Here is an 18,122-nt window from a genome sequence, read left to right as displayed (position 1 = left end):
AATCAGGCAAGCATCATTTTCTCTTTTTTATTTAATTATTCATATATCTGGAAAGTGTGCTCTGATTGCCTTTCAGGCGCTTCTGACATATAAACAAGGGACGAAGGAAAAAGAGCTCGCTAAGCACCGTCACTTCAGGCGCCGAAGTTGGAGCAGCGGTTAATTTTACCCTTAGCAGAAAGACTATTCATGGGATACAAAACTCTGCGACAAGCACTCAACGATCTTGAACAAACCGGACAACTGATCCGCATCAACCGTCCCATTGATGCCGATCTGCTGGCCGGAGCGATTCAACGCCGGGTTTACCAACACCAGGGTCCGACGTTGCTGTTTACCCATCTGAAGGGGTGCCGCTTTGCCGCTGTCGCGAATCTTTTCGGCACCCTGGAACGTACCCGCTTTCTGTTTCGCGACACGCTGCGCCGCATCGACACCCTGGTTAAACTCAAGCTCGACCCTAAACATCTACTGCGCTCTCCTGCGGCTCTCCTCAATGCCCCGCTGGGAGCCTTGCATCTTTTGCCCCGCAAGATCAGTAACGGCCCGATCCTTGCCGGACAAACCACGTTGAGGGCCTTGCCGCAGATCAAGAGCTGGCCCGACGACGGCGGAGCCTTTATTACCCTGCCCCAGGTGTACAGCGAAAGTGCCGAAAAGCCGGGTCTGCGTCATGCCAATCTGGGCATGTATCGGGTGCAGATTTCCGGTAACGCCTATGAAGCGGATCGCGAAGCCGGTCTCCACTATCAACTGCATCGTGGTATTGGGGTGCATCAGCGCGAGGCCCTTGACAAGGGATTGCCCTTCAAGGTCAATGTTTTTGTCGGCGGCCCGCCGAGCCTCACGGTCGCTGCGGTCATGCCCTTGCCGGAGGGGATGCCGGAGCTGTCCTTCGCCGGACTGCTGGGCGGCCAGCGCCTTACCATGGTGCAACCGGAAGGATTTCTGCCGATGCCGGCGGAGGCTGACTTTGTCATCTGCGGCACCGTTGATCCTGAGCAACTAAAACCGGAAGGGCCCTTCGGCGATCACCTCGGTTATTACAGCCTGGCCCATAATTTTCCCGTCCTCAAGGTGGAACGGGTCTATCATCGGCCTGATGCCATCTGGCCCTTTACCACCGTTGGCCGACCTCCCCAGGAAGACACCAGCTTCGGCGCCTTTATCCACGAACTTACCGGCGCGCTGATCCCTGATGTGCTCCCCGGCATTAAAGCGGTCCATGCGGTTGACGCTGCCGGTGTTCATCCGTTGCTGCTGGCAATCGGCAGCGAGCGTTACACCCCCTTCGACCAGACCGATCGCCCCCAGGAACTGCTGACCCAGGCTTGCGCTATCCTCGGACAGGGGCAACTGTCGTTGGCCAAGTATCTGCTGATGGTCGCGGCTAACGACAATCCCGACCTCGATATTCACGATATTCCAGCCTTTTTCCAGCACCTTCTTGAACGTATCGACTGGCGCCGCGACCTGCATTTTCATACCGCGACCACCATCGACACCCTCGACTACAGCGGCCACGGGCTGAACCAGGGATCAAAAGTGGTGATGGCCGCGACGGGGGGAAAACGCCGCGAGCTGCCTGTACAGATTCCAGCTGAGCTTGATCTACCGGTCGGTTTTTCGGCTCCACGCCTGGCTACTGCCGGCATTCTACTGATTAACGGGCCAACCTGCAGCGCCCACAGCAGCGAAGGAGATCCAGATTTGCTGCGCCTGTGCAGCTATTACGCCAGCGATCATCCCATCAACAGGTTTCCTTTGATTATCGTTGTCAACGACAGTGATTTCTGCTCTGCTACCCTGAACAACTGGCTGTGGGTCACCTTTACCCGCTCCAACCCGGCCAATGATCTTTACGGTATTGCAGCCTGGAATCGCAACAAGCACTGGGGCTGTGATGGCTCTGTGGTGATCGATGCGCGCATCAAGCCGCACCATGCGCCGCCCTTGATTGACGATCCGCATATCGAAAAGCAGGTCGACGAACTTGGAGCTGCGGGGGGGCCACTGCATGGCATTATTTGACAAAGGGTCCACTATGAGCGAACTGCCGGAATTTTTACATAAAAGTGCGCTGCGCAAACTTGATGATTTTTGCCGAAGCGCAGGCCAACGCCCGATAAACCCGCGCCAGCTGAATTATCGCTTTGCCGGTTTACAGGTTCATCTATTTGAAGTCAGAATGGGAACAGGCAAGACGACAACAACCCACGAACGGCCTATGGCCCAACTGCGTTTCAACCCGGAGCTGAACCAGTGGAGCCTGCACCACCAGAACGGTTCACACTGGCAGCTCTATCTGGGCGTCGGTCCGACCCTGGAGCTGGACAAACTGCTGACCGCCATCAACCAGGATCCATTACGCTTTTTCCGGCACGACTAAATTACCTATTTCCCCACTTCCCACTTCCCACTACCCATCTACCTCTTGCACACCAGGAAGACTCCAATCAACAGCAACGCAATGCCAAGGATACGCTTGCCGTCAACGGGGATTCCGCGCATGCCGAAAACCCCATAATGATCCATCACCAGACCGGCGGCCAGTTGGGAGGCAATCGTTAAAGCCAGCACCGCTGTGGTGCCGATGCGCGGCACCCCGATAATCGTCATGGTCACAAAAAAAGCCCCAAACAGCCCGCCGGTGAGCTGCCACCAGGGCACCTCAACAACCCGCCGGAAGCTTCCTTGACCGGACAGCAGAGAAATCAGCAGCAACACCAGGGTGCCGACGGCAAACGAGATAGTGGCAGCTTCGAGAAAGCCGGTCTTTTGCGCCAGCCGGGCATTAATCGAGGGCTGAATCGCAACAGCTACACCACCACAGGCAATCAACAGCATGAGTACCAGGTTCGACATCTGCTACCCCTCGCGTTCGGTCTGACACTCAATACAGAAAGGGGTCTCGGGTCGTGCCTCAAGACGCCTTAAGCTGATCGGCTCTTCACAGCTGCGACACAATCCGTAACGTCCACCTTTCAATGCCCGCAAGGCAGCATCAATCAGTACCAGACGACGCTGATGTCCTTCACGATTGGCTTTAGCCATGGCCTGCTGCTGCATCGCATCAACCCGGGACAGACGACCAATGGATAATTCGAGATCAACAGGGCGGCTACTGTCGATAGAGTCGGTCAGCAACTGCTCGATATCCGTTTTCAACTGCAGCAGCTTTTTGCCAAACTGCTGCAGCTCTGCGTCATTAAGTTCCATTACTTTATCCGCTGTCGAACCAGCCTGGAAATGGCCTTGAAATCATCACTACCGGCCACCTTGATCAACTGAAATAGTACCGTTTCCGTTGTTGTAATCACTGCACCGGCGGCAGCTGCCAGTTCCAGGGCAGTGGCATAATCACTGGCGAAGCGCGAACTGACGGCATCGCGTACCAGGTGGACACCATACCCCTGATCAAGTAGGTCGATCACTGTCTGCAATACGCAGACATGGGTTTCCATACCAACCACAACGATCTGTCGGGCATTGGTTTCACGCAAGGCCGAAACAAAACCTTCATCACCGCAGCAACTGAATGTCAGTTTTTCAATACAGCTTTGCTCGGTAGCACTCTGCAACTCGGTAATCGTGTGTCCGAGCCCTTTTGAATACTGCTCGGTAGCGATCATCGGCAAGCCAAGGGTCTTAAAACCTGCTATCAGCAATGGCACATTCTGCAGCAACTGCTGATAAAGTTGCTGATCCATTGCCCCTACCAATTTGTCCTGGACATCGACAACCAGCAGCGCTGTGTGTGAAGCCTCCAACCAAAATTTATTTCTAATTTCTGCCATGATTCGCTCCTTTTTTGCTTTTATGACATTCCTATGTGATTTGAGTCCAAAGCCTGCTGGTGTTTAACCAGCATACCTTACAATATCCTGACAGAAACTGACAGGATGTTGTAAAACCCTTAACAGCGCCCTGTCATATCGACAGGCTGATCTGCTTGTCAGTATAGAGTGCAAAAACACCGGGGAAGCGTTCAAAAAGGATGGCACGACGTTTGTCCTCGTCCATTTCGCCGACAGCGACAATAATGCGGATGTCGATCACAAGGGCGCAATCGTACTGCGTTTTGACTTGCGGGTGAAATTCCACCCGTAAACGTCTGGTGGCACAACGAAATGATCCGTCACGGGCAATGGCATCGACCAGCACCGGCCCTTCCTGACCCGGCAACAATTCCAGATGAAGATAGCGGAGCTGCACCGCCGATAACCCCCTGCTGAAATAGGGGAGAACATTTTGCTCGACCTCGAGGGGTGGGCCAAAGCCAATATCAGGGGCGACGATCAAGGGGCGAATCTGGGCGGCCAGATGATTAAGTCCAGAGTCAGGCACCTGGTGGGCTTGCAGCAATTCAAAAAGCTCTTTGTCGGCGTGGGCAACACCGATGTTTCCCAGGTTATTCACCAGCGTCGAATAATTGATCCGTTCCAGCTGTCCGAACTCTTTTAAGCGGTCAATCAAGTGCCGCATGGCAACAAAACGCCGGCGCAGGTGCGTGTCTTTTTTTTCCCGCGCCTGATCCTGGGTACGGGGTTTTTCATCATAGGGCTGCTGCGGGTCGATGCGCGGATAGGGCTGGACCGGCTCCACTTCACGGTAGAGCAGATAACCCTGGGTATCGGTGACACGTAAGTCGGCCATGGCCTTCCATCTCTCGCTGGCATTGAGCAACCGGCTGAAAAACCAAAAAAACAACCTTTCCACCTACCTGTCGACAGCAGCCGCCCTGTCCTTTAGGGATTTTTTTCATCGCGTTGAACCGCCAGAGCATTCCAGCTCTGCTGAACCGGCATCAATTCAATGGCATTAATATTGACATGGGAGGGCTGGGTGACCACCCAGTAGACGGTTGCGGCAATATCTTCAGGGCGCAAGGGGGTAACTCCCCGATACACCTGGGCGGCCTTGTCCGTATCCCCCTTGAAGCGCACCTGGGAAAATTCACTCTCGGCCATTCCCGGCGCAATATAGGTAACCCGCACCCGCTTCCCAAGCAAATCAGCACGCAGATTACGGCTGAATTGCTCCACAAAGGCCTTGGTGGCACCGTAGACATTACCACCCGGATAGGGCCAGCTACCGGCGGTGGACCCGATATTGACGACATGACCGCTGTTGCGCTTGACCATCTGTGGCAACAGCGCCCGGGTACAGTAAGTCAGTCCCTTGATATTGGTGTCGATCATGGTATCCCAGTCATCAATATCAACATCCCAGGCGGGTTCCAGCCCCAGGGCCAAACCGGCATTATTGAGCAACACATCGACAGCAGACAGATCGCCAAGCTGGGTGAACACCGCCCCTCGATCACGCACATCAAGGGTCAAGATAGCGCTGACCGCGTCTCCGAGTTCCTGCTGTAACGCCTGCAGGCGTTCGGCGCGGCGGCCAGCAAGGATCAGTTGCCAGCCATGATGGGCAAACAGACGGGCACAAGCGCTACCAAACCCTGCTGTTGCCCCGGTGATCAGTATTGTTTGACTCATGATCTTCTCCTGTTACAACGGTTGTTTCCTGCGCCAGCGGTTCGGTCACTGAATCTTGACCGGCATGGCCGGCATCACTGGCAGCTGTAGCAGCCGCCACCTTTTGCTGGGCTTCTTTGGCAGTCTTTTTCTTTCTGTTATAGGACTGGCGCCTTAATACCAGCAGCATTCCCAGCAGCACCCCGACAGCAAGAACCACCATCAGCAACAAGGCAAAAGGCAGCACATACTCCCCATTGAAAAAACGCACCGCCACCGGGACACTGTTCTGGTATACAAAAGCCAGAACCACAGCCAGCAACACTGTGAACACAATAAGCTTGAATTTCATTAATAGGCTCCTGTCATTTCCGAACCGCACGCCACATGATTCCGACAAGAATTAAGTCTAACTGCTTTTAACGCAGATTTTGGATAAAAAAAAGGGGAACCCTGCTGATTCCCCAAAATGAACGTAGGAGGTAACGTTCAATAAAAGTATGTGATGGCCTTCCGACGCTGAGCAGAGCCCCGGTTGACCTATGTTCCTATCTGTAGCGCAAAGCAATATAGCGGCTGCCACTGCCTTGCCGGACCAGCAACAGAACCGTATCCCTTTTACTCTTTTCGATCAGAGAAACAACCTCCTTAGGATCATTAACATCGGCCCGGTTAACCTCTTCAATCAGGGCACCGGCCTCGATACCAGCGCGCGCGGCTACCGATCCAGGTTCAACCGCCGCCACTAACACCCCACGATTTTGCTGATAGCCGAACTGCTCGGCCAACTCCGCGGTCAACTTCTGCAACCGCAAACCGATCTGGGGCAAGGCATCCGTGCCGGCTTCAGCAGCCGGCGCTCCTTCCCCTGCGGCGATTTCGACTTCCATGGTATCAACAACGATCTTGTGTTTGCGCACTTTACCCTTACGCAAAATTTCCAGTTCAATGGTGGTACCGGGACGGGTCAAAGCCACCTGGTTGCGAAACGCAGCAACATTTTCAACCTCAGCGCCGTTTAGTTTGATGATGACATCCCCCTGTTTAAGTCCACCCTTTTCTGCTGCAGAACCTTCCATCACCTGCGATACCAGTATCCCCTGGCGCTGATCGATATCAAAGGATTCCGCCAGTTCGCGGGTCAGGTCCTGAATGTAGACGCCAATACGGCCGCGGGTAACCTTGCCGTGTTCAGCCAGCTGCAGATAAATATTTTTGGCCATATTGATGGGAATAGCGAAGCCAATGCCCATGTAACCGCCACTGCGACTGAAGATCGCTGTGTTCATGCCAATCGCCTCACCGTCCAGATTGACCAGTGGTCCGCCGGAATTACCCGGATTGATTGCGGCATCGGTCTGGATGAAATTTTCGTAATCGGTCAGACCGATGCCACTGCGCCCTTTGGCGCTGACAATCCCGGCGGTCATGGTATGAGACAGACCAAAGGGATTGCCAAAGGCCAGCACCCAATCACCAACTTCAAGATGATCTGAATCACCCAACTTGATGTAAGGAAGTTCTTCTTTCGCATCGATTCTGATCAGGGCGACATCTGTGGGAGGGTCGGCACCTACCAGCTCGGCCTCAAATTCCCGGCCATCCTGAAATTGCACGGTGATTTTGTCAGCATCCCCGACAACATGATTGTTGGTCATGATGTAGCCATCAGCAGAGATTAAAAAGCCCGAGCCCTGACCTGTCGTTCGGCGCTGAGGGCGATCCGGAGCTTCTCCCCGCGGTGGCTCGCCAAAAAAGCGGCGAAAAAACTCTTCACCAAAGGGGCTGCCCTCAAAGGGGTTAGTCCAAGGATCACGGCTGCGCACCTGGACTTCCTTTTCCACCTGGATGTAGACAACCGCCGGCGAAACATCCCGGGCAACACTGCGAAAGGCTTTACCCGTTTCACGCAAGCTGTCAAGACCGCTGTCTTGTGCCGACAGAGGAGAGAATCCACTAACCAGCAGGGTCAGCAACAACGCTAAAATTCCAATATATTTATTTTTTGCCATGATCGACTCCTTTAATTGCGCTCGCTGCGGAGACAAACATGCGCGACCAGTTCCATCATCTCGTCCAGATCAAAAGGTTTATCAATGATAGCCGCTGCACCCAGATCCCGCGCCCTGCGGTGGATACGCTCATCACCGAAGGCGGTCATGCAGATAAAGGGGATCTCCTGCATCTTACCACTGCGTCGGGCCAGAACTTCGAGGCCGTCTAATCCAGGCATGCGGATATCACTGATCACCAGATTGAAAGATCGCTGCTCTGTAAGCCTGGCCAAGAGCTGTTCTCCGTTACTGCACTGACACACCTCGTAGCTGGCATTTTCCAGCACCAGAGCGAGCAGCTCACGCAACTCTTTATCATCTTCGGCGAGAAGTACACGCGGGGTCAGATCAAGGCAAACAGCTTCCATGGGCGCTTTACATTTATCTCCGGTAACAAAGTGACATATCTGATAGAGCCAGCTAACATAGCTCTATCCCTTTTATAGGCGTATACTTCTATGAGCAAAGGCTGTGCCAAAGGGAATCACTGATGTTTCAGGCGGTTAACCTGTGACAGGGTGGGGCAGGATGACTCGATGGGGCATATTGCCCCGAACTACTAAGAAAATTTGGGGAGGGATCAGTTGTCCTTAAGCTTGCGATAGAGGGTTTTGCGGTCAACACCAAGCAGGCGAGCAGCCAGAGTACGGTTGCCATCCAGCCGATCAAGTACCTGCTGAATGTAACGCTGCTCCATCTCTTCCAGAGGAATAATCGTCTGCCCGTTATGCAGGCTGGCCGGTAGCGGCGCGCTGCCGGCAGAATGACGGACGACATCGGGAAGATCATCAACGGTAATGGTGTCGTGGAGGGTCAGGGCAACAGCCCGCTCAATCGTGTTGCGCAGCTCACGCACGTTGCCGGGCCAGGAATAGGCCAGCAGGCAAGCCGCCGCTGGTTGCGCCAGACCGAGCACCGATTTGCCAAAACGCTTACTGATCTGTTGGATAAACTTCATCGCCAGTAGCAGAATATCATCTCCGCGCCGGCGCAAAGGGGGCAGTTCGAGCTGGATCACATTCAGACGATAGAAAAGGTCGCTGCGAAAATGTCCGGCCGCCACGGCCTGACCCAGATCACGGTGACTGGCGGCGATAATCCGGACATCACAGGCGATTTCGCCACTGCCGCCCAACGGCCGGACGCGGTGGTCTTCAAGCACCCGCAACAGTTTAGGCTGCAGCGCCAACGGCAGTTCAGCAATCTCGTCAAGCAGCAGAGTGCCGCCTGCAGCCTCAACGAACAGACCCTTGCGTGCTTCGCGAGCATCGGTAAAAGCACCGCGAACATGCCCGAAGAGCTCACTTTCCAGCAAATTTTCCGGCAGCGCCGCACAGTTGACAGCAACAAAAGGGCCACTGCCGCGCTGACTCTGGTGGTGCAAAGAACGCGCAACCAGCTCCTTGCCGGTGCCGCTTTCCCCCGCCAGCAGCACCGAGGTATCCAGACCGGCGATCTGGGCAATCTGCTGTTTGAGCTTGATCATCGGCGGGCTCTCGCCGAACAGGTCGTCCTTCGGTTGCTGGCGGCGTACCTGATCTTGCAAGCGGCGCACCGTTTCCTGCAAATGGCGATGTTGTAAACCACGATCGAGGGAAATGCTGAGCAGATCCAGATCGACCGGTTTGGTGACAAAATCGTATGCTCCTGCCCGCAACGCGGCAATCGCCGTTTCAAGGCTGCCGAAGGCCGTCATGATAATGACCGGCAAATCGGGACGGCGCTGGTGCAGTTCGGCACAGAAGTCGATGCCATTGATTTCCGGCATGTTCAGGTCGGTCAGAACAATATCGATCGGGTGCAGGCTCAACACCTCACGCGCCTGAGCCACCTTCAGCGCTGTCCACACCTGATGACCGCGCTGCTGCAGATCCTCATTCAGCAGATCACACAGCGCTCGATCATCATCAATAACCAGGATGCGCCCCGGCAAACTTGTCTCGCTCATGCCGCTCCGCCCCGGCAGGCCAGTGGCAGATAAACACGGAAACTGCTTCCGTTACCTGGAACACTGTCAACTGCGATCCAGCCACCATGTTCCTGGATGATACCGTAAGCAATCGACAATCCCAGCCCGGTACCCTCACCCACATCCTTGGTAGTAAAGAAGGGGTCGAACATGCGCTGTTGAACCTCGGGATCGATGCCGCTCCCTTCATCGGTGACCTGCAGGCAGGCCCATGATTGATCAGGGTTTGCGACACTGTCGGGGACAGTGACAGTCGTAGCAGCAAAACACGACAAGGTGATCTTGCCCCCTGCAGGCATGGCGTGGATACCGTTGAGAATCAAGTTCAGCAACACTTGCTGCAATTGTGCTGCATCGGCGTATACCAACAGTTCCGACGGGGTATCTTCGACACAGAATTCGACCTGCTGTTTATTGAGAGTCGGTTCGAGTAATGGCAGCACGGCATGTATCACCAGGTTGATATCAACGGGCTGTTTACGTGCTTCGCCGCGCCGGGCAAAACTCAGCAACTGACGCATAATGCCCGTCATCCGCTGTGCCTGCTCATGGATAATATTTGCCGAGCGGGTAATATCCTCGGCCGGCAACCCTTCACGGGCAATCAGCTTGGCGCGGCCGGCAATGACGTTAAGGGGGGTTCCCAGTTCATGGGCCATCCCCGCTGACAATTGACCAAGGGTCGCCAGCCGTTCGGTGTGGCGTAATTTTTCCAGCGCCTCAAATTTTGCCGCTTGGGCTGCCTGTTCGGCATCACGCGCCTGGGCCAGTTGCCCGCGCATCCGCTCAATGGTACTAGACAACTCGGCCAGTTCATCACTGCCGGAAAGATTGACGCTGGTAGTAAAATCCCCCGTGCCAATGCGCTCAGCCTGGGCGCGCAACTTGCGCATCGGTCTGCCGACCCAGATACTGCCAAGCACGGTCATCAACAACAGACCCGATACTACCAGGGCCGCCACCACAATTGCCGAGCGGCGTAAACTCTCCTGGATGTAGTCGTGCATTTCTTCCATCGATTCCGTCAATTCGATGGCTCCCATATCCCCCCCAGGAATAAGCACCGGCAGATAGGTTAAGAGAAAATCGTACCCTTCATCCGAGGCCGCCATCAGGGTCACAGTTTCCTCAAAACGCAGACGATCAAGGTGGGCAAGGGGAACACGGGGCTGATGAGACAGGGGGCTATTCTCCCTGATCCAGACCCAGCGTACCAGAGTTTCGGAATACCCCTGATTGGCGCGCAGCAGAAAACCCAGAGCCTCGTCCTCGCCGCGCTGTTGCCACAGCTCGGTCACGATAACACGCAAACTTTCACCAATATGACGGGCTTCGCGACTGAGGTTACGCTTGAGCTGTTCACGTTCGCGCTGGATCGACAGGTAGCTGTAAACGGAAAAGATCAGCACAACACCAAGCAGAATCGCCAGGGTGATTTTGATGGTCAGACGCATTGCGGATTATCCACCTGTAACAGATTCATGAACATCGCTACCAGCCTGAGTGTCCTTGGAAAGATGATGACTGACTTGAACAGATTATGCGAAAATCACCAGACACCAAGAGCGTCAAAAGAGGCAATTCTGATTTAATAAAATGAAGTCTTTTGCCTTTAACAACTCAAGTTTCAGCTTTTCTTGGAGTACTTGGAGTCTTGGTGGAAAATTGACTTTTATGATGACGGAACTAATCAGATTCCGCTGCCACTTCATCATCGAGCGCTTCATCGACCTCTTTTTTCTTACCGAACAGCCGGGCAACGAGAATCCCGACCTCGTACAGAATAACAAAGGGAACAGCGATGGAAACCTGGGAAATCAGATCGGGAGGGGTCAGGGTGGCACCAACAATAAACGCCACCAGGAGTGCATATTTACGGTTTTTTGCCAGCCAGATATGGTCGACGATCCCCATACGCGCCAGAAAGAAAATAACAATGGGCAACTCAAACACCAGTCCAAAAGCGATCAGCAGACGTGTTGCCAGGGTCAGATAGGCTCCCATCGAGAGCATTGCCTCGACGCCACTGACGGCAGTACCGTAATTGACCAGGAAGGAAAAGATCATCGGGAACACCAGGAAAAAACCGAAATAGGTGCCGGTACCGAAGCACAGCGAGCTGATCATCACAAAAGGGATAGCAAAACGCTTTTCGTGGCCGTAGAGTCCCGGCGCAACAAACATCCATACCTGCCAGATAATGACCGGGAAGGCCACCACCAGTCCGGCCAAAGCGGACACCTTGAGAATGGTGAAAAAGGGTTCCGTCGCGCTGATGAACACCAGCGAACTCCCTTCCGGCAGGGCGGCGCGTACCGGCTGGGCAATCTCTTCGAAAATCCGCTCCCCAAATGCGTAACAACCGAGAAATGCCACCAGCCAGGAAATCGCAGCATACACCAGGCGCTTTCTCAGCTCTGACAGATGATCAGTAATGGCCATTCCCTCAGGCATGAGGCGCGTTCTCCTTATCTTCCCTATCCGTCTGCTGCTTGTCGGCCATATCCATCCCCGGAAGTGTTTCGGGAGACATTCCGTCCGCTTTTACCTCTTCCTCTGCAGCGACTACTTCTGCTGCTTTTTCGGCCTGCAGTCTGGCAGCTTTTCCCTTATATTTTTCCCTTAACTCGGCCTTGTAACGCTCTTCTTCCTTCTCGGTTTCCAAGTCCATGGCACTCTTGAGCTCATTGGTCGCGCGTTTAAATTCGGCGAACCCCTTGCCGAGGGAGCGCGCTAGGTCAGGGAGCTTTTTCGGACCCAGGATCACCAGCGCCAGAGCGGCGATAAGAATCATTTCCGTCATCCCGATTCCGAACATATCTATCGACCTTTCGTCGTTACGCCGTCATGGATCGCCATGAGAACGGAGCAGGGTACTGTTATCACAGGGAAAGACACCCATGTCAGCACTTGTCTTCGCTGCACTGGGGCGAGAATATCCCCTTGCGCTCCACCTGTCAAGCGCCCAACAAAAAGGTGAAACAATTGACATATCAGGGGGTTTGATCTATTATTTGGCTCATTTTACGACCCTTCACAAAAGGTAAAAAGGCAATGAATCAAGAGGCTATACAACAACAGATCCGCCAGTTGGCGCGTGAGCGCAACGCCCTGCTGATCGCCCACAACTATCAACGTGACGAAGTCCAGGCGGTGGCAGAAATCACCGGCGATTCCCTCGCCTTGTCGATGGAAGCCGCCAAAACCGACTGTGAAGTAATTGTCTTCTGCGGCGTCCATTTTATGGCCGAGAGTGCTGCAATTCTAGCGCCGGATAAAACCGTACTGTTGCCGCGCCTCGATTCCGGCTGTCCGATGGCCGACATGGTCACCACCGAAGGGCTCAAAGAACTTAAAGCGCAGCACCCCGATGCTACGGTGGTTACCTACGTCAACTCCAGCGCTGCGGTTAAAGCCGAGAGCGACATCTGCTGTACCAGCTCCAACGCCATCAGCGTTGCCCGCTCGCTGCCGGCGAAAAAACTGCTGATGGTGCCCGATCGCAACCTCGGCCGCTATATTGCCCGCCGGGTGCCGGAAAAAGACTACATCTTCTGGGAAGGTTATTGTCCGACCCATGATCGGCTGAAAACTGAAGAAATCGTTAAAGCCAAAGCCGACAACCCTGGTGCTCTATTTATGGCTCACCCGGAATGCCGACCGGAAATTCTCGATTTGGCCGATCATATCTGTTCAACCAGCGGCATGTACGAATTCGCCCGCAGCAATCCGGCAACCACCTTCATTGTCGGCACTGAAGAAGGGATACTCTGGCGCTTACGCAAGGAGAACCCGGACAAAACATTTATCATTCCCAGCCGCGGGCTGATCTGTCCTAACATGAAACTGACCAGCCTGGACGATATCCTTAAAAGTCTGGAGACCCTGGAGCCGCGCATTACCGTACCTGAGCCGGTGCGCTTACGGGCGTTGACAGCCCTGGAAAGAATGCTGGCAGTCCCACGCGACTGATTTGATCAATGTGACCGGAACGTTCAGCCTGTCGGGCGTGTCATTGACACGCCCGTTCCTTTTGTGAAAACGACAAGCCCATGAGCCAGACCGAAACCACCCACATCCGTAACGCTACCCTGCGCTCCTGTCTTGACGCCATTCGCGGAGCTACGCAGACCATCGATATTGTTGGTCTACGGGAGGGCGCTGAAGCCCTGTTGCTGGCGCGCCTGCTGAATGAACAGCAGGGGCTAACGGTCATCCTCTGTCCCACCCAGGAACAGGCGCGTCAACTGGCCAACGATCTGTGTCTTTTTCATCCCGGCACCGAGCAGATTGGGGTTCTTCCTCATTGGGAGATGAATCCTTACGATCCCCTGACCCCCCATCCGGAACTTGAGGCCATGCGCCTGGCGACCCTAGCGGCGCTGGCGGCAAGCCGCTTAAAAGCCCTGGTGCTGCCAATCCGCTCACTGTTGCAGCGGGTTATTCCGCGTCAGGTTCTCAACCAGGTGGTATTACCCCTGCTGGTGAACGAAGAATATCGGCGCCAGAACCTGCTCGACGCCTTGCTGCAGCTTGGCTACCAGCCAGTTTCCCTGGTCGAGGATCGGGGCACCTTTGCCGTGCGTGGCGACCTGGTCGATATTTTTCCGGCCGACGGCAAAACTCCTCTGCGCATCGATTTTTACGGTGATTATGTCGAAAAAATCCGTCCCTTCGACCCCACCACCCAGCGTTCGGAAAAGTCTACCCTGGAGGGGGTCACCCTTATCCCGGCCCGGGAAATGATCCTTCACGGTCCCTTTCTGGAAACCCTGGCCCACAAACTCAAAGAGCGTTGCGATCAGCTTTCCATTCCCCGTGCTGAACGCGAAGCCATTATGACCGAGTTGCGCGAAGGGATTCTGTCACCTGGTCGCGCCTTCCTGCTGCCTTTGAACTATCCTGAGCTGGACCCTCTTGCTGCCTACTTTGACCAGCACCGACTGGTGCTGATCGATCCCCCGGCACTGGAACGTGAGGCGGATCAGTTCAACCAGGACATCAGGCACGGCGAAAAGCGCATGGTGAGCGAACGACAGCCCCATGCCAGTCGCCAGTCTCTCTATCTCGAACCGGCAGAAGTCAGCCAGTTACTCAATACGACGGACCGCGTTGAATTATCGCGACTGCATCTGCTGCAACTGGAAGATCAGCGCCAACGTTTTTTCTTCAACTGCTTTGGTAACGACAGCTTGCGGGCCAAACCTGCCAGTGGCCAGGACGGCCTTGAACCGCTGGTGGCGCGCCTGCAACAGACGCGCCGCGACAACTGGCGCAGCCTGTTGGTCTGCCGTCAGTACAGCCAGGCCGAACGCCTGCAGGAACTCCTTGCCGGCCATGATATCCACCTCGACATTGAAGCCGATCAGCAACTTAATGGTCTGCTGCCCGGTCAAACGTGCCTCGGCATCGGCACTATCAGTGTCGGCTTCAGCCTGCCCGATGACAAGCTCACCGTCATCAGTGAAGAGGATATCTTCGGTCGCCGCAGCCATCGCCGCCAGAGCGGGGCGCGCCGCGCCCGGCAACTGCTGGGCAGCCTCGCTGAACTCAAGGAAAATGATTACATCGTCCACACCGATCACGGAGTTGCTCGCTACTGTGGCCTCACTCATTTAAAAACCGGCGCTATCGAAGGCGATTATCTCCATCTCCAGTACGCCGGCAGCGACACCCTCTATCTGCCGGTTGAACGCATCGAAAAAATCCAGAAGTATGTCAGTGCCGAAGGGCACACCCCGAAGCTTGACAAGATGGGCGGGCAGGGGTGGGAAAAAGCCAAAATCAGGGCACGCGCTGCGGTCGAAGAGCTGGCGCGCCAGCTGCTGGAGATCTACGCCAGACGCGAACTGCGTCAGGGATTTGCCTTTTCACCACCGGACAACCTGTTTCGCGAATTTGAGGCAACCTTCCCCCATGAGGAAACCAGCGACCAGCTCCAGGCGATCAATGAGACCTTGGAGGACATGCAGTCTGCCAAACCGATGGATCGCCTGATCTGTGGTGATGTCGGCTACGGCAAAACCGAGGTCGCCATGCGTGCTGCGGTGAAGGCCGTTCTGGATAATAAACAGGTGGCGGTACTGGTGCCGACCACGGTGCTGGCCCGTCAGCACTGGCAGAGTTTCAGCCAGCGGCTGGAGGATTTTCCGATCCGCGTCGGCATGATCTCACGCTTCCGCAGTACCGCCGAGAATCGCGTCACCCTCGAAGCCGCGGCGGCCGGCAAGATCGATATCCTTATCGGAACCCATCGCCTGCTCCAGCGCGATGTTCGTTTCAAAGACCTCGGTTTGCTGATTGTCGATGAAGAACAACGCTTTGGTGTCGCTCACAAGGAGAAACTCAAACAGCTCCGCGCCGAAGTCGACATCCTCACCCTCACTGCCACCCCGATTCCGCGTACCCTGCACATGAGTATGAGTGGCCTGCGTGACCTGTCGGTCATCGAAACAGCTCCGGTCGATCGCCTCGCCATCCGTACCTATGTGACCCGCTTTGACGAAGAGTTGATCCGCCAGGCGATTCTGCGCGAGTTGCGCCGCGGCGGACAGGTCTATTTTGTTCATAATCGCGTCCAGAGCATTGACGCCATGGCTGAGCAGTTGCGCCAGATTGTTCCCGAAGCGGCTATTGCTGTCGGTCACGGCCAGATGGCGGAGAAAGAACTGGAACAGGTGATGCTCGATTTTGTCAGTGGCAAAACCAATCTGCTGCTGGCCTCAACCATCATCGAAAACGGCCTTGATATCCCCCGTGCCAACACCATGATCATCAATCACGCCGACCATTTCGGGCTCTCCCAACTCTACCAGTTGCGCGGCCGGGTCGGCCGCAGTGATCGCCGCGCCTACGCCTATCTGCTGATTCCCGGCGAAGCCGCTTTGACCCGGGAAGCGCGCGAACGGTTGCGAATTCTGCAGGAATTGACCGAACTTGGTGCCGGCTTCCGGATTGCCAGCCACGATCTTGAACTGCGTGGCGCCGGTGACCTGCTCGGCGGCAAGCAGTCAGGACCAATCGCTGCCATCGGTTTTGAAATGTACAGCGAGCTGCTTGAAGAGACCATTGACCGGTTACGCGGCAACGAACACCAGGAGCGCATCGACCCGGAAATCCGCCTCGGCCTCTCTGCCTTCCTGCCGGAATCCTACGTGCCCGATCCCAATCAGCGTTTGCAGCTCTACCAGCGCATGGCAGCAGCCGACGAGGAGGAGCAGCTATTCGATCTGGTCGACGAACTGCGTGACCGCTTTGGTGAGCTCCCTGTTGCTGCCGAAACCTTGATTGGTTCCATGCGTATCCGCATCCTGCTTAAAAGCTTGTGGATTGAACTGCTGGAATACGACGGCAGACGCCTCAGCCTGATGTTTCACGCCACCACGCCGGTTTCCCCCGGGCAGATTCGCCGGCTGGTCACCGAACAGGCGGACCGCTTTCGACTCGGCAACGATTATCGCCTCACTATTGAGATCGGTCGCCATAATCCTGGCGAATTACTGATCCAGACGCGCAAGGAACTGCGACAATTACTCGGGTAACGGAACAGCTTTCGGACAGGTGCTGCAGCTATTGACAAAAAATGCTGATTTTCAGAACACTTTCATGCTACTTTCGGGGAGCACATCACCCCCATGGAGGACCACTCTGTCCGTCATTGTCCGCTATCTGATCCTGTTAATTCTCGCCGCTAATTTACTGGCCTGCCAGGAAAAACCTGCGGCAACTTCTACGCGGCAACAGTCAACAACCACCGCAGCGTTTATCACGGTTGGCTCACGCAATGTGAGCCTTGAACAGTTTAACCGACAGCTACTGATGATCTATCCTGATATTGATGGCCTTTCTGCGCAGGAAAAGTTACTTCTGCAGCAGCAAACAGCAACCCAACTGATCGACCGCGAACTGATTCTTGCTGAGGCCGCTCGCCTCGATGTGCGGCTGTCTCCTGACGAATTCGATGCGGCCCTGGCCGGCATCCGCGGCACTCACAGCCGTGAGGACTTCGAACAGAATCTGCGTGACGCAGACATCAATCCCGATTTGTGGCGCGAGTCATTACGTTTTCGCCTGCTTGTCAGCAAAATAACAGAGCGGGTGGTAAGTCCGCGCATCGAAATTTCTGAAACCGCCATGGAAGCCTACTATCGCGACCACCGCGAAGATTTTCAGCGCCCCGCCGAGGTACACGTTTATCAAATGCTGCTGGCAAGCCGCGAAGAAGCTCTGGAAATAAAAAAACACTTGCAGGATGGCGCAGATTTCGCCACCCTTGCCAAACAGCACTCCCTTTCACCCGACAGCGAAGAGGGTGGTCTGCTGGGTTATTTCTCTGCGGGGGCACTGCCACCGGAATTTGATGCGGTCATTTTTTCTCTGCCGCTGCGCCAGGTTAGTGACCCGGTGGAAAGTCCGTACGGCTTTCACCTGCTGCTGGTTGATCGGAAACGTAACGCCGGACAGCGCCCTTTCGCAGCTGTCGCCGCAGAAATAAGAGACCTGCTTTACCATCGTGAGGAGGAAGCACTGCTGCAGCAATGGCTGACAGGCTTACGCCGGAATACTGAAGTCGTCATTGACTGGGAGCAAATCCTCCCGAATTAGCCCCGAAGGCTTTAA

The 18,122-nt window shown here is 55.1% G+C and carries 17 protein-coding genes; 5 read left to right on the top strand and 12 right to left on the bottom strand.

Annotation, left to right across the window (positions count from 1 at the left end; all coding sequences use genetic code 11):
• Nucleotides 1–189 precede the first annotated feature (189 nt).
• Together AC6F7T_RS13655 and AC6F7T_RS13650 are read left to right on the top strand one after the other, a co-directional pair.
• Entirely contained in the window at nt 190–2,031 is a 1,842-nt protein-coding gene (locus tag AC6F7T_RS13655) for a UbiD family decarboxylase domain-containing protein (RefSeq protein WP_500719728.1), read from the top strand.
• Nucleotides 2,018–2,389 (top strand): DUF3024 domain-containing protein, encoded by a 372-nt coding sequence (locus AC6F7T_RS13650; protein WP_500719726.1) that lies wholly within the window; start codon nt 2,018–2,020, stop codon nt 2,387–2,389. The genes AC6F7T_RS13655 and AC6F7T_RS13650 overlap by 14 nt, the downstream gene beginning before the upstream one ends.
• Before the next feature lie 38 nt (nt 2,390–2,427).
• On the opposite strand, the gene AC6F7T_RS13645 is transcribed toward AC6F7T_RS13650, so the two are convergent.
• The 12 genes from AC6F7T_RS13645 to AC6F7T_RS13590 form a co-directional block, all read right to left on the bottom strand.
• Entirely contained in the window at nt 2,428–2,865 is a 438-nt protein-coding gene (locus AC6F7T_RS13645; RefSeq protein WP_500719724.1) for a DMT family transporter, read from the bottom strand.
• A gap of 3 nt (nt 2,866–2,868) precedes the next feature.
• Entirely contained in the window at nt 2,869–3,219 is a 351-nt protein-coding gene (locus AC6F7T_RS13640) for a TraR/DksA C4-type zinc finger protein (RefSeq protein WP_500719723.1), read from the bottom strand.
• On the bottom strand, nt 3,219–3,797 hold the full coding sequence (locus AC6F7T_RS13635) for an isochorismatase family protein (RefSeq protein ID WP_500719721.1): 579 nt from the start codon (nt 3,795–3,797) through the stop codon (nt 3,219–3,221). Before AC6F7T_RS13635 ends, AC6F7T_RS13640 begins: the two co-directional genes overlap by 1 nt.
• A 133-nt stretch (nt 3,798–3,930) precedes the next feature.
• Nucleotides 3,931–4,656: a hypothetical protein gene (locus AC6F7T_RS13630; RefSeq protein WP_500719719.1), complete on the bottom strand. Its 726-nt coding sequence runs from the start codon at nt 4,654–4,656 to the stop codon at nt 3,931–3,933.
• Between the two features lie 92 nt (nt 4,657–4,748).
• A complete protein-coding gene (locus AC6F7T_RS13625) occupies nt 4,749–5,501 on the bottom strand; it encodes an SDR family NAD(P)-dependent oxidoreductase (RefSeq protein ID WP_500719718.1) in 753 nt (250 codons plus the stop codon).
• The gene (locus AC6F7T_RS13620; protein WP_500719716.1) at nt 5,455–5,832 is read right to left on the bottom strand and encodes a lipopolysaccharide assembly protein LapA domain-containing protein; all 378 of its coding nucleotides are present in this window, start codon (nt 5,830–5,832) and stop codon (nt 5,455–5,457) included. Before AC6F7T_RS13620 ends, AC6F7T_RS13625 begins: the two co-directional genes overlap by 47 nt.
• Nucleotides 5,833–6,028: 196 nt before the next feature.
• Nucleotides 6,029–7,492 (bottom strand): Do family serine endopeptidase, encoded by a 1,464-nt coding sequence (locus AC6F7T_RS13615; RefSeq protein WP_500719715.1) that lies wholly within the window; start codon nt 7,490–7,492, stop codon nt 6,029–6,031.
• Nucleotides 7,493–7,503: 11 nt separating this feature from the next.
• On the bottom strand, nt 7,504–7,902 hold the full coding sequence (locus tag AC6F7T_RS13610; protein ID WP_500719713.1) for a response regulator: 399 nt from the start codon (nt 7,900–7,902) through the stop codon (nt 7,504–7,506).
• Between the two features lie 212 nt (nt 7,903–8,114).
• Complete coding sequence (locus AC6F7T_RS13605; protein WP_500719711.1) at nt 8,115–9,482, bottom strand: sigma 54-interacting transcriptional regulator; 1,368 nt, start codon at nt 9,480–9,482, stop codon at nt 8,115–8,117.
• On the bottom strand, nt 9,479–10,957 hold the full coding sequence (locus tag AC6F7T_RS13600; protein ID WP_500719710.1) for an ATP-binding protein: 1,479 nt from the start codon (nt 10,955–10,957) through the stop codon (nt 9,479–9,481). The genes AC6F7T_RS13605 and AC6F7T_RS13600 overlap by 4 nt, the downstream gene beginning before the upstream one ends.
• A 232-nt stretch (nt 10,958–11,189) precedes the next feature.
• Nucleotides 11,190–11,957, bottom strand: coding sequence for a twin-arginine translocase subunit TatC (gene tatC, locus AC6F7T_RS13595; protein WP_500719708.1), 768 nt, complete (start codon nt 11,955–11,957; stop codon nt 11,190–11,192).
• Nucleotides 11,950–12,321 carry a twin-arginine translocase TatA/TatE family subunit gene (locus tag AC6F7T_RS13590; protein ID WP_500719706.1) on the bottom strand — a complete coding sequence of 124 codons (372 nt, stop codon included), beginning with the start codon at nt 12,319–12,321 and terminating at the stop codon, nt 11,950–11,952. The genes tatC and AC6F7T_RS13590 overlap by 8 nt, the downstream gene beginning before the upstream one ends.
• A gap of 236 nt (nt 12,322–12,557) precedes the next feature.
• Between AC6F7T_RS13590 and nadA the strand changes: the two genes are divergently transcribed.
• The 3 genes from nadA to AC6F7T_RS13575 all read left to right on the top strand — a co-directional run bounded on the left by nadA (nt 12,558) and on the right by AC6F7T_RS13575 (nt 18,107).
• A complete protein-coding gene (gene nadA, locus AC6F7T_RS13585; RefSeq protein WP_500719704.1) occupies nt 12,558–13,475 on the top strand; it encodes a quinolinate synthase NadA in 918 nt (305 codons plus the stop codon).
• Nucleotides 13,476–13,555: 80 nt separating this feature from the next.
• The gene (gene mfd / locus AC6F7T_RS13580) at nt 13,556–17,044 is read left to right on the top strand and encodes a transcription-repair coupling factor (protein WP_500719703.1); all 3,489 of its coding nucleotides are present in this window, start codon (nt 13,556–13,558) and stop codon (nt 17,042–17,044) included.
• 64 nt (nt 17,045–17,108) lie between these two features.
• Entirely contained in the window at nt 17,109–18,107 is a 999-nt protein-coding gene (locus AC6F7T_RS13575) for a peptidylprolyl isomerase (RefSeq protein ID WP_500719701.1), read from the top strand.
• The last annotated feature ends 15 nt before the right edge of the window (nt 18,108–18,122 follow it).

This window comes from Pelovirga sp. (genome assembly GCF_059864205.1).
The sequence above is the reverse complement of the archived record's forward strand: the minus strand, read 5'-3'. Positions and strand labels throughout refer to the sequence as shown.

Excerpts from the sequence above, each read along its gene's own strand:
- AC6F7T_RS13590 (WP_500719706.1), bottom strand. The coding sequence starts at position 12,321 with ATGTTCGGAATCGGGATGACGGAAATGATTCTTATCGCCGCTCTGGCG.
- AC6F7T_RS13610 (WP_500719713.1), bottom strand. The coding sequence starts at position 7,902 with ATGGAAGCTGTTTGCCTTGATCTGACCCCGCGTGTACTTCTCGCCGAA.
- mfd (WP_500719703.1), top strand. The coding sequence starts at position 13,556 with ATGAGCCAGACCGAAACCACCCACATCCGTAACGCTACCCTGCGCTCC.
- AC6F7T_RS13575 (WP_500719701.1), top strand. The coding sequence starts at position 17,109 with ATGCTACTTTCGGGGAGCACATCACCCCCATGGAGGACCACTCTGTCC.
- AC6F7T_RS13625 (WP_500719718.1), bottom strand. The coding sequence starts at position 5,501 with ATGAGTCAAACAATACTGATCACCGGGGCAACAGCAGGGTTTGGTAGC.
- AC6F7T_RS13640 (WP_500719723.1), bottom strand. The coding sequence starts at position 3,219 with ATGGAACTTAATGACGCAGAGCTGCAGCAGTTTGGCAAAAAGCTGCTG.
- AC6F7T_RS13650 (WP_500719726.1), top strand. The coding sequence starts at position 2,018 with ATGGCATTATTTGACAAAGGGTCCACTATGAGCGAACTGCCGGAATTT.
- AC6F7T_RS13630 (WP_500719719.1), bottom strand. The coding sequence starts at position 4,656 with ATGGCCGACTTACGTGTCACCGATACCCAGGGTTATCTGCTCTACCGT.
- AC6F7T_RS13655 (WP_500719728.1), top strand. The coding sequence starts at position 190 with ATGGGATACAAAACTCTGCGACAAGCACTCAACGATCTTGAACAAACC.
- AC6F7T_RS13605 (WP_500719711.1), bottom strand. The coding sequence starts at position 9,482 with ATGAGCGAGACAAGTTTGCCGGGGCGCATCCTGGTTATTGATGATGAT.
- AC6F7T_RS13635 (WP_500719721.1), bottom strand. The coding sequence starts at position 3,797 with ATGGCAGAAATTAGAAATAAATTTTGGTTGGAGGCTTCACACACAGCG.
- AC6F7T_RS13645 (WP_500719724.1), bottom strand. The coding sequence starts at position 2,865 with ATGTCGAACCTGGTACTCATGCTGTTGATTGCCTGTGGTGGTGTAGCT.
- AC6F7T_RS13620 (WP_500719716.1), bottom strand. The coding sequence starts at position 5,832 with ATGAAATTCAAGCTTATTGTGTTCACAGTGTTGCTGGCTGTGGTTCTG.
- nadA (WP_500719704.1), top strand. The coding sequence starts at position 12,558 with ATGAATCAAGAGGCTATACAACAACAGATCCGCCAGTTGGCGCGTGAG.
- tatC (WP_500719708.1), bottom strand. The coding sequence starts at position 11,957 with ATGCCTGAGGGAATGGCCATTACTGATCATCTGTCAGAGCTGAGAAAG.
- AC6F7T_RS13615 (WP_500719715.1), bottom strand. The coding sequence starts at position 7,492 with ATGGCAAAAAATAAATATATTGGAATTTTAGCGTTGTTGCTGACCCTG.
- AC6F7T_RS13600 (WP_500719710.1), bottom strand. The coding sequence starts at position 10,957 with ATGCGTCTGACCATCAAAATCACCCTGGCGATTCTGCTTGGTGTTGTG.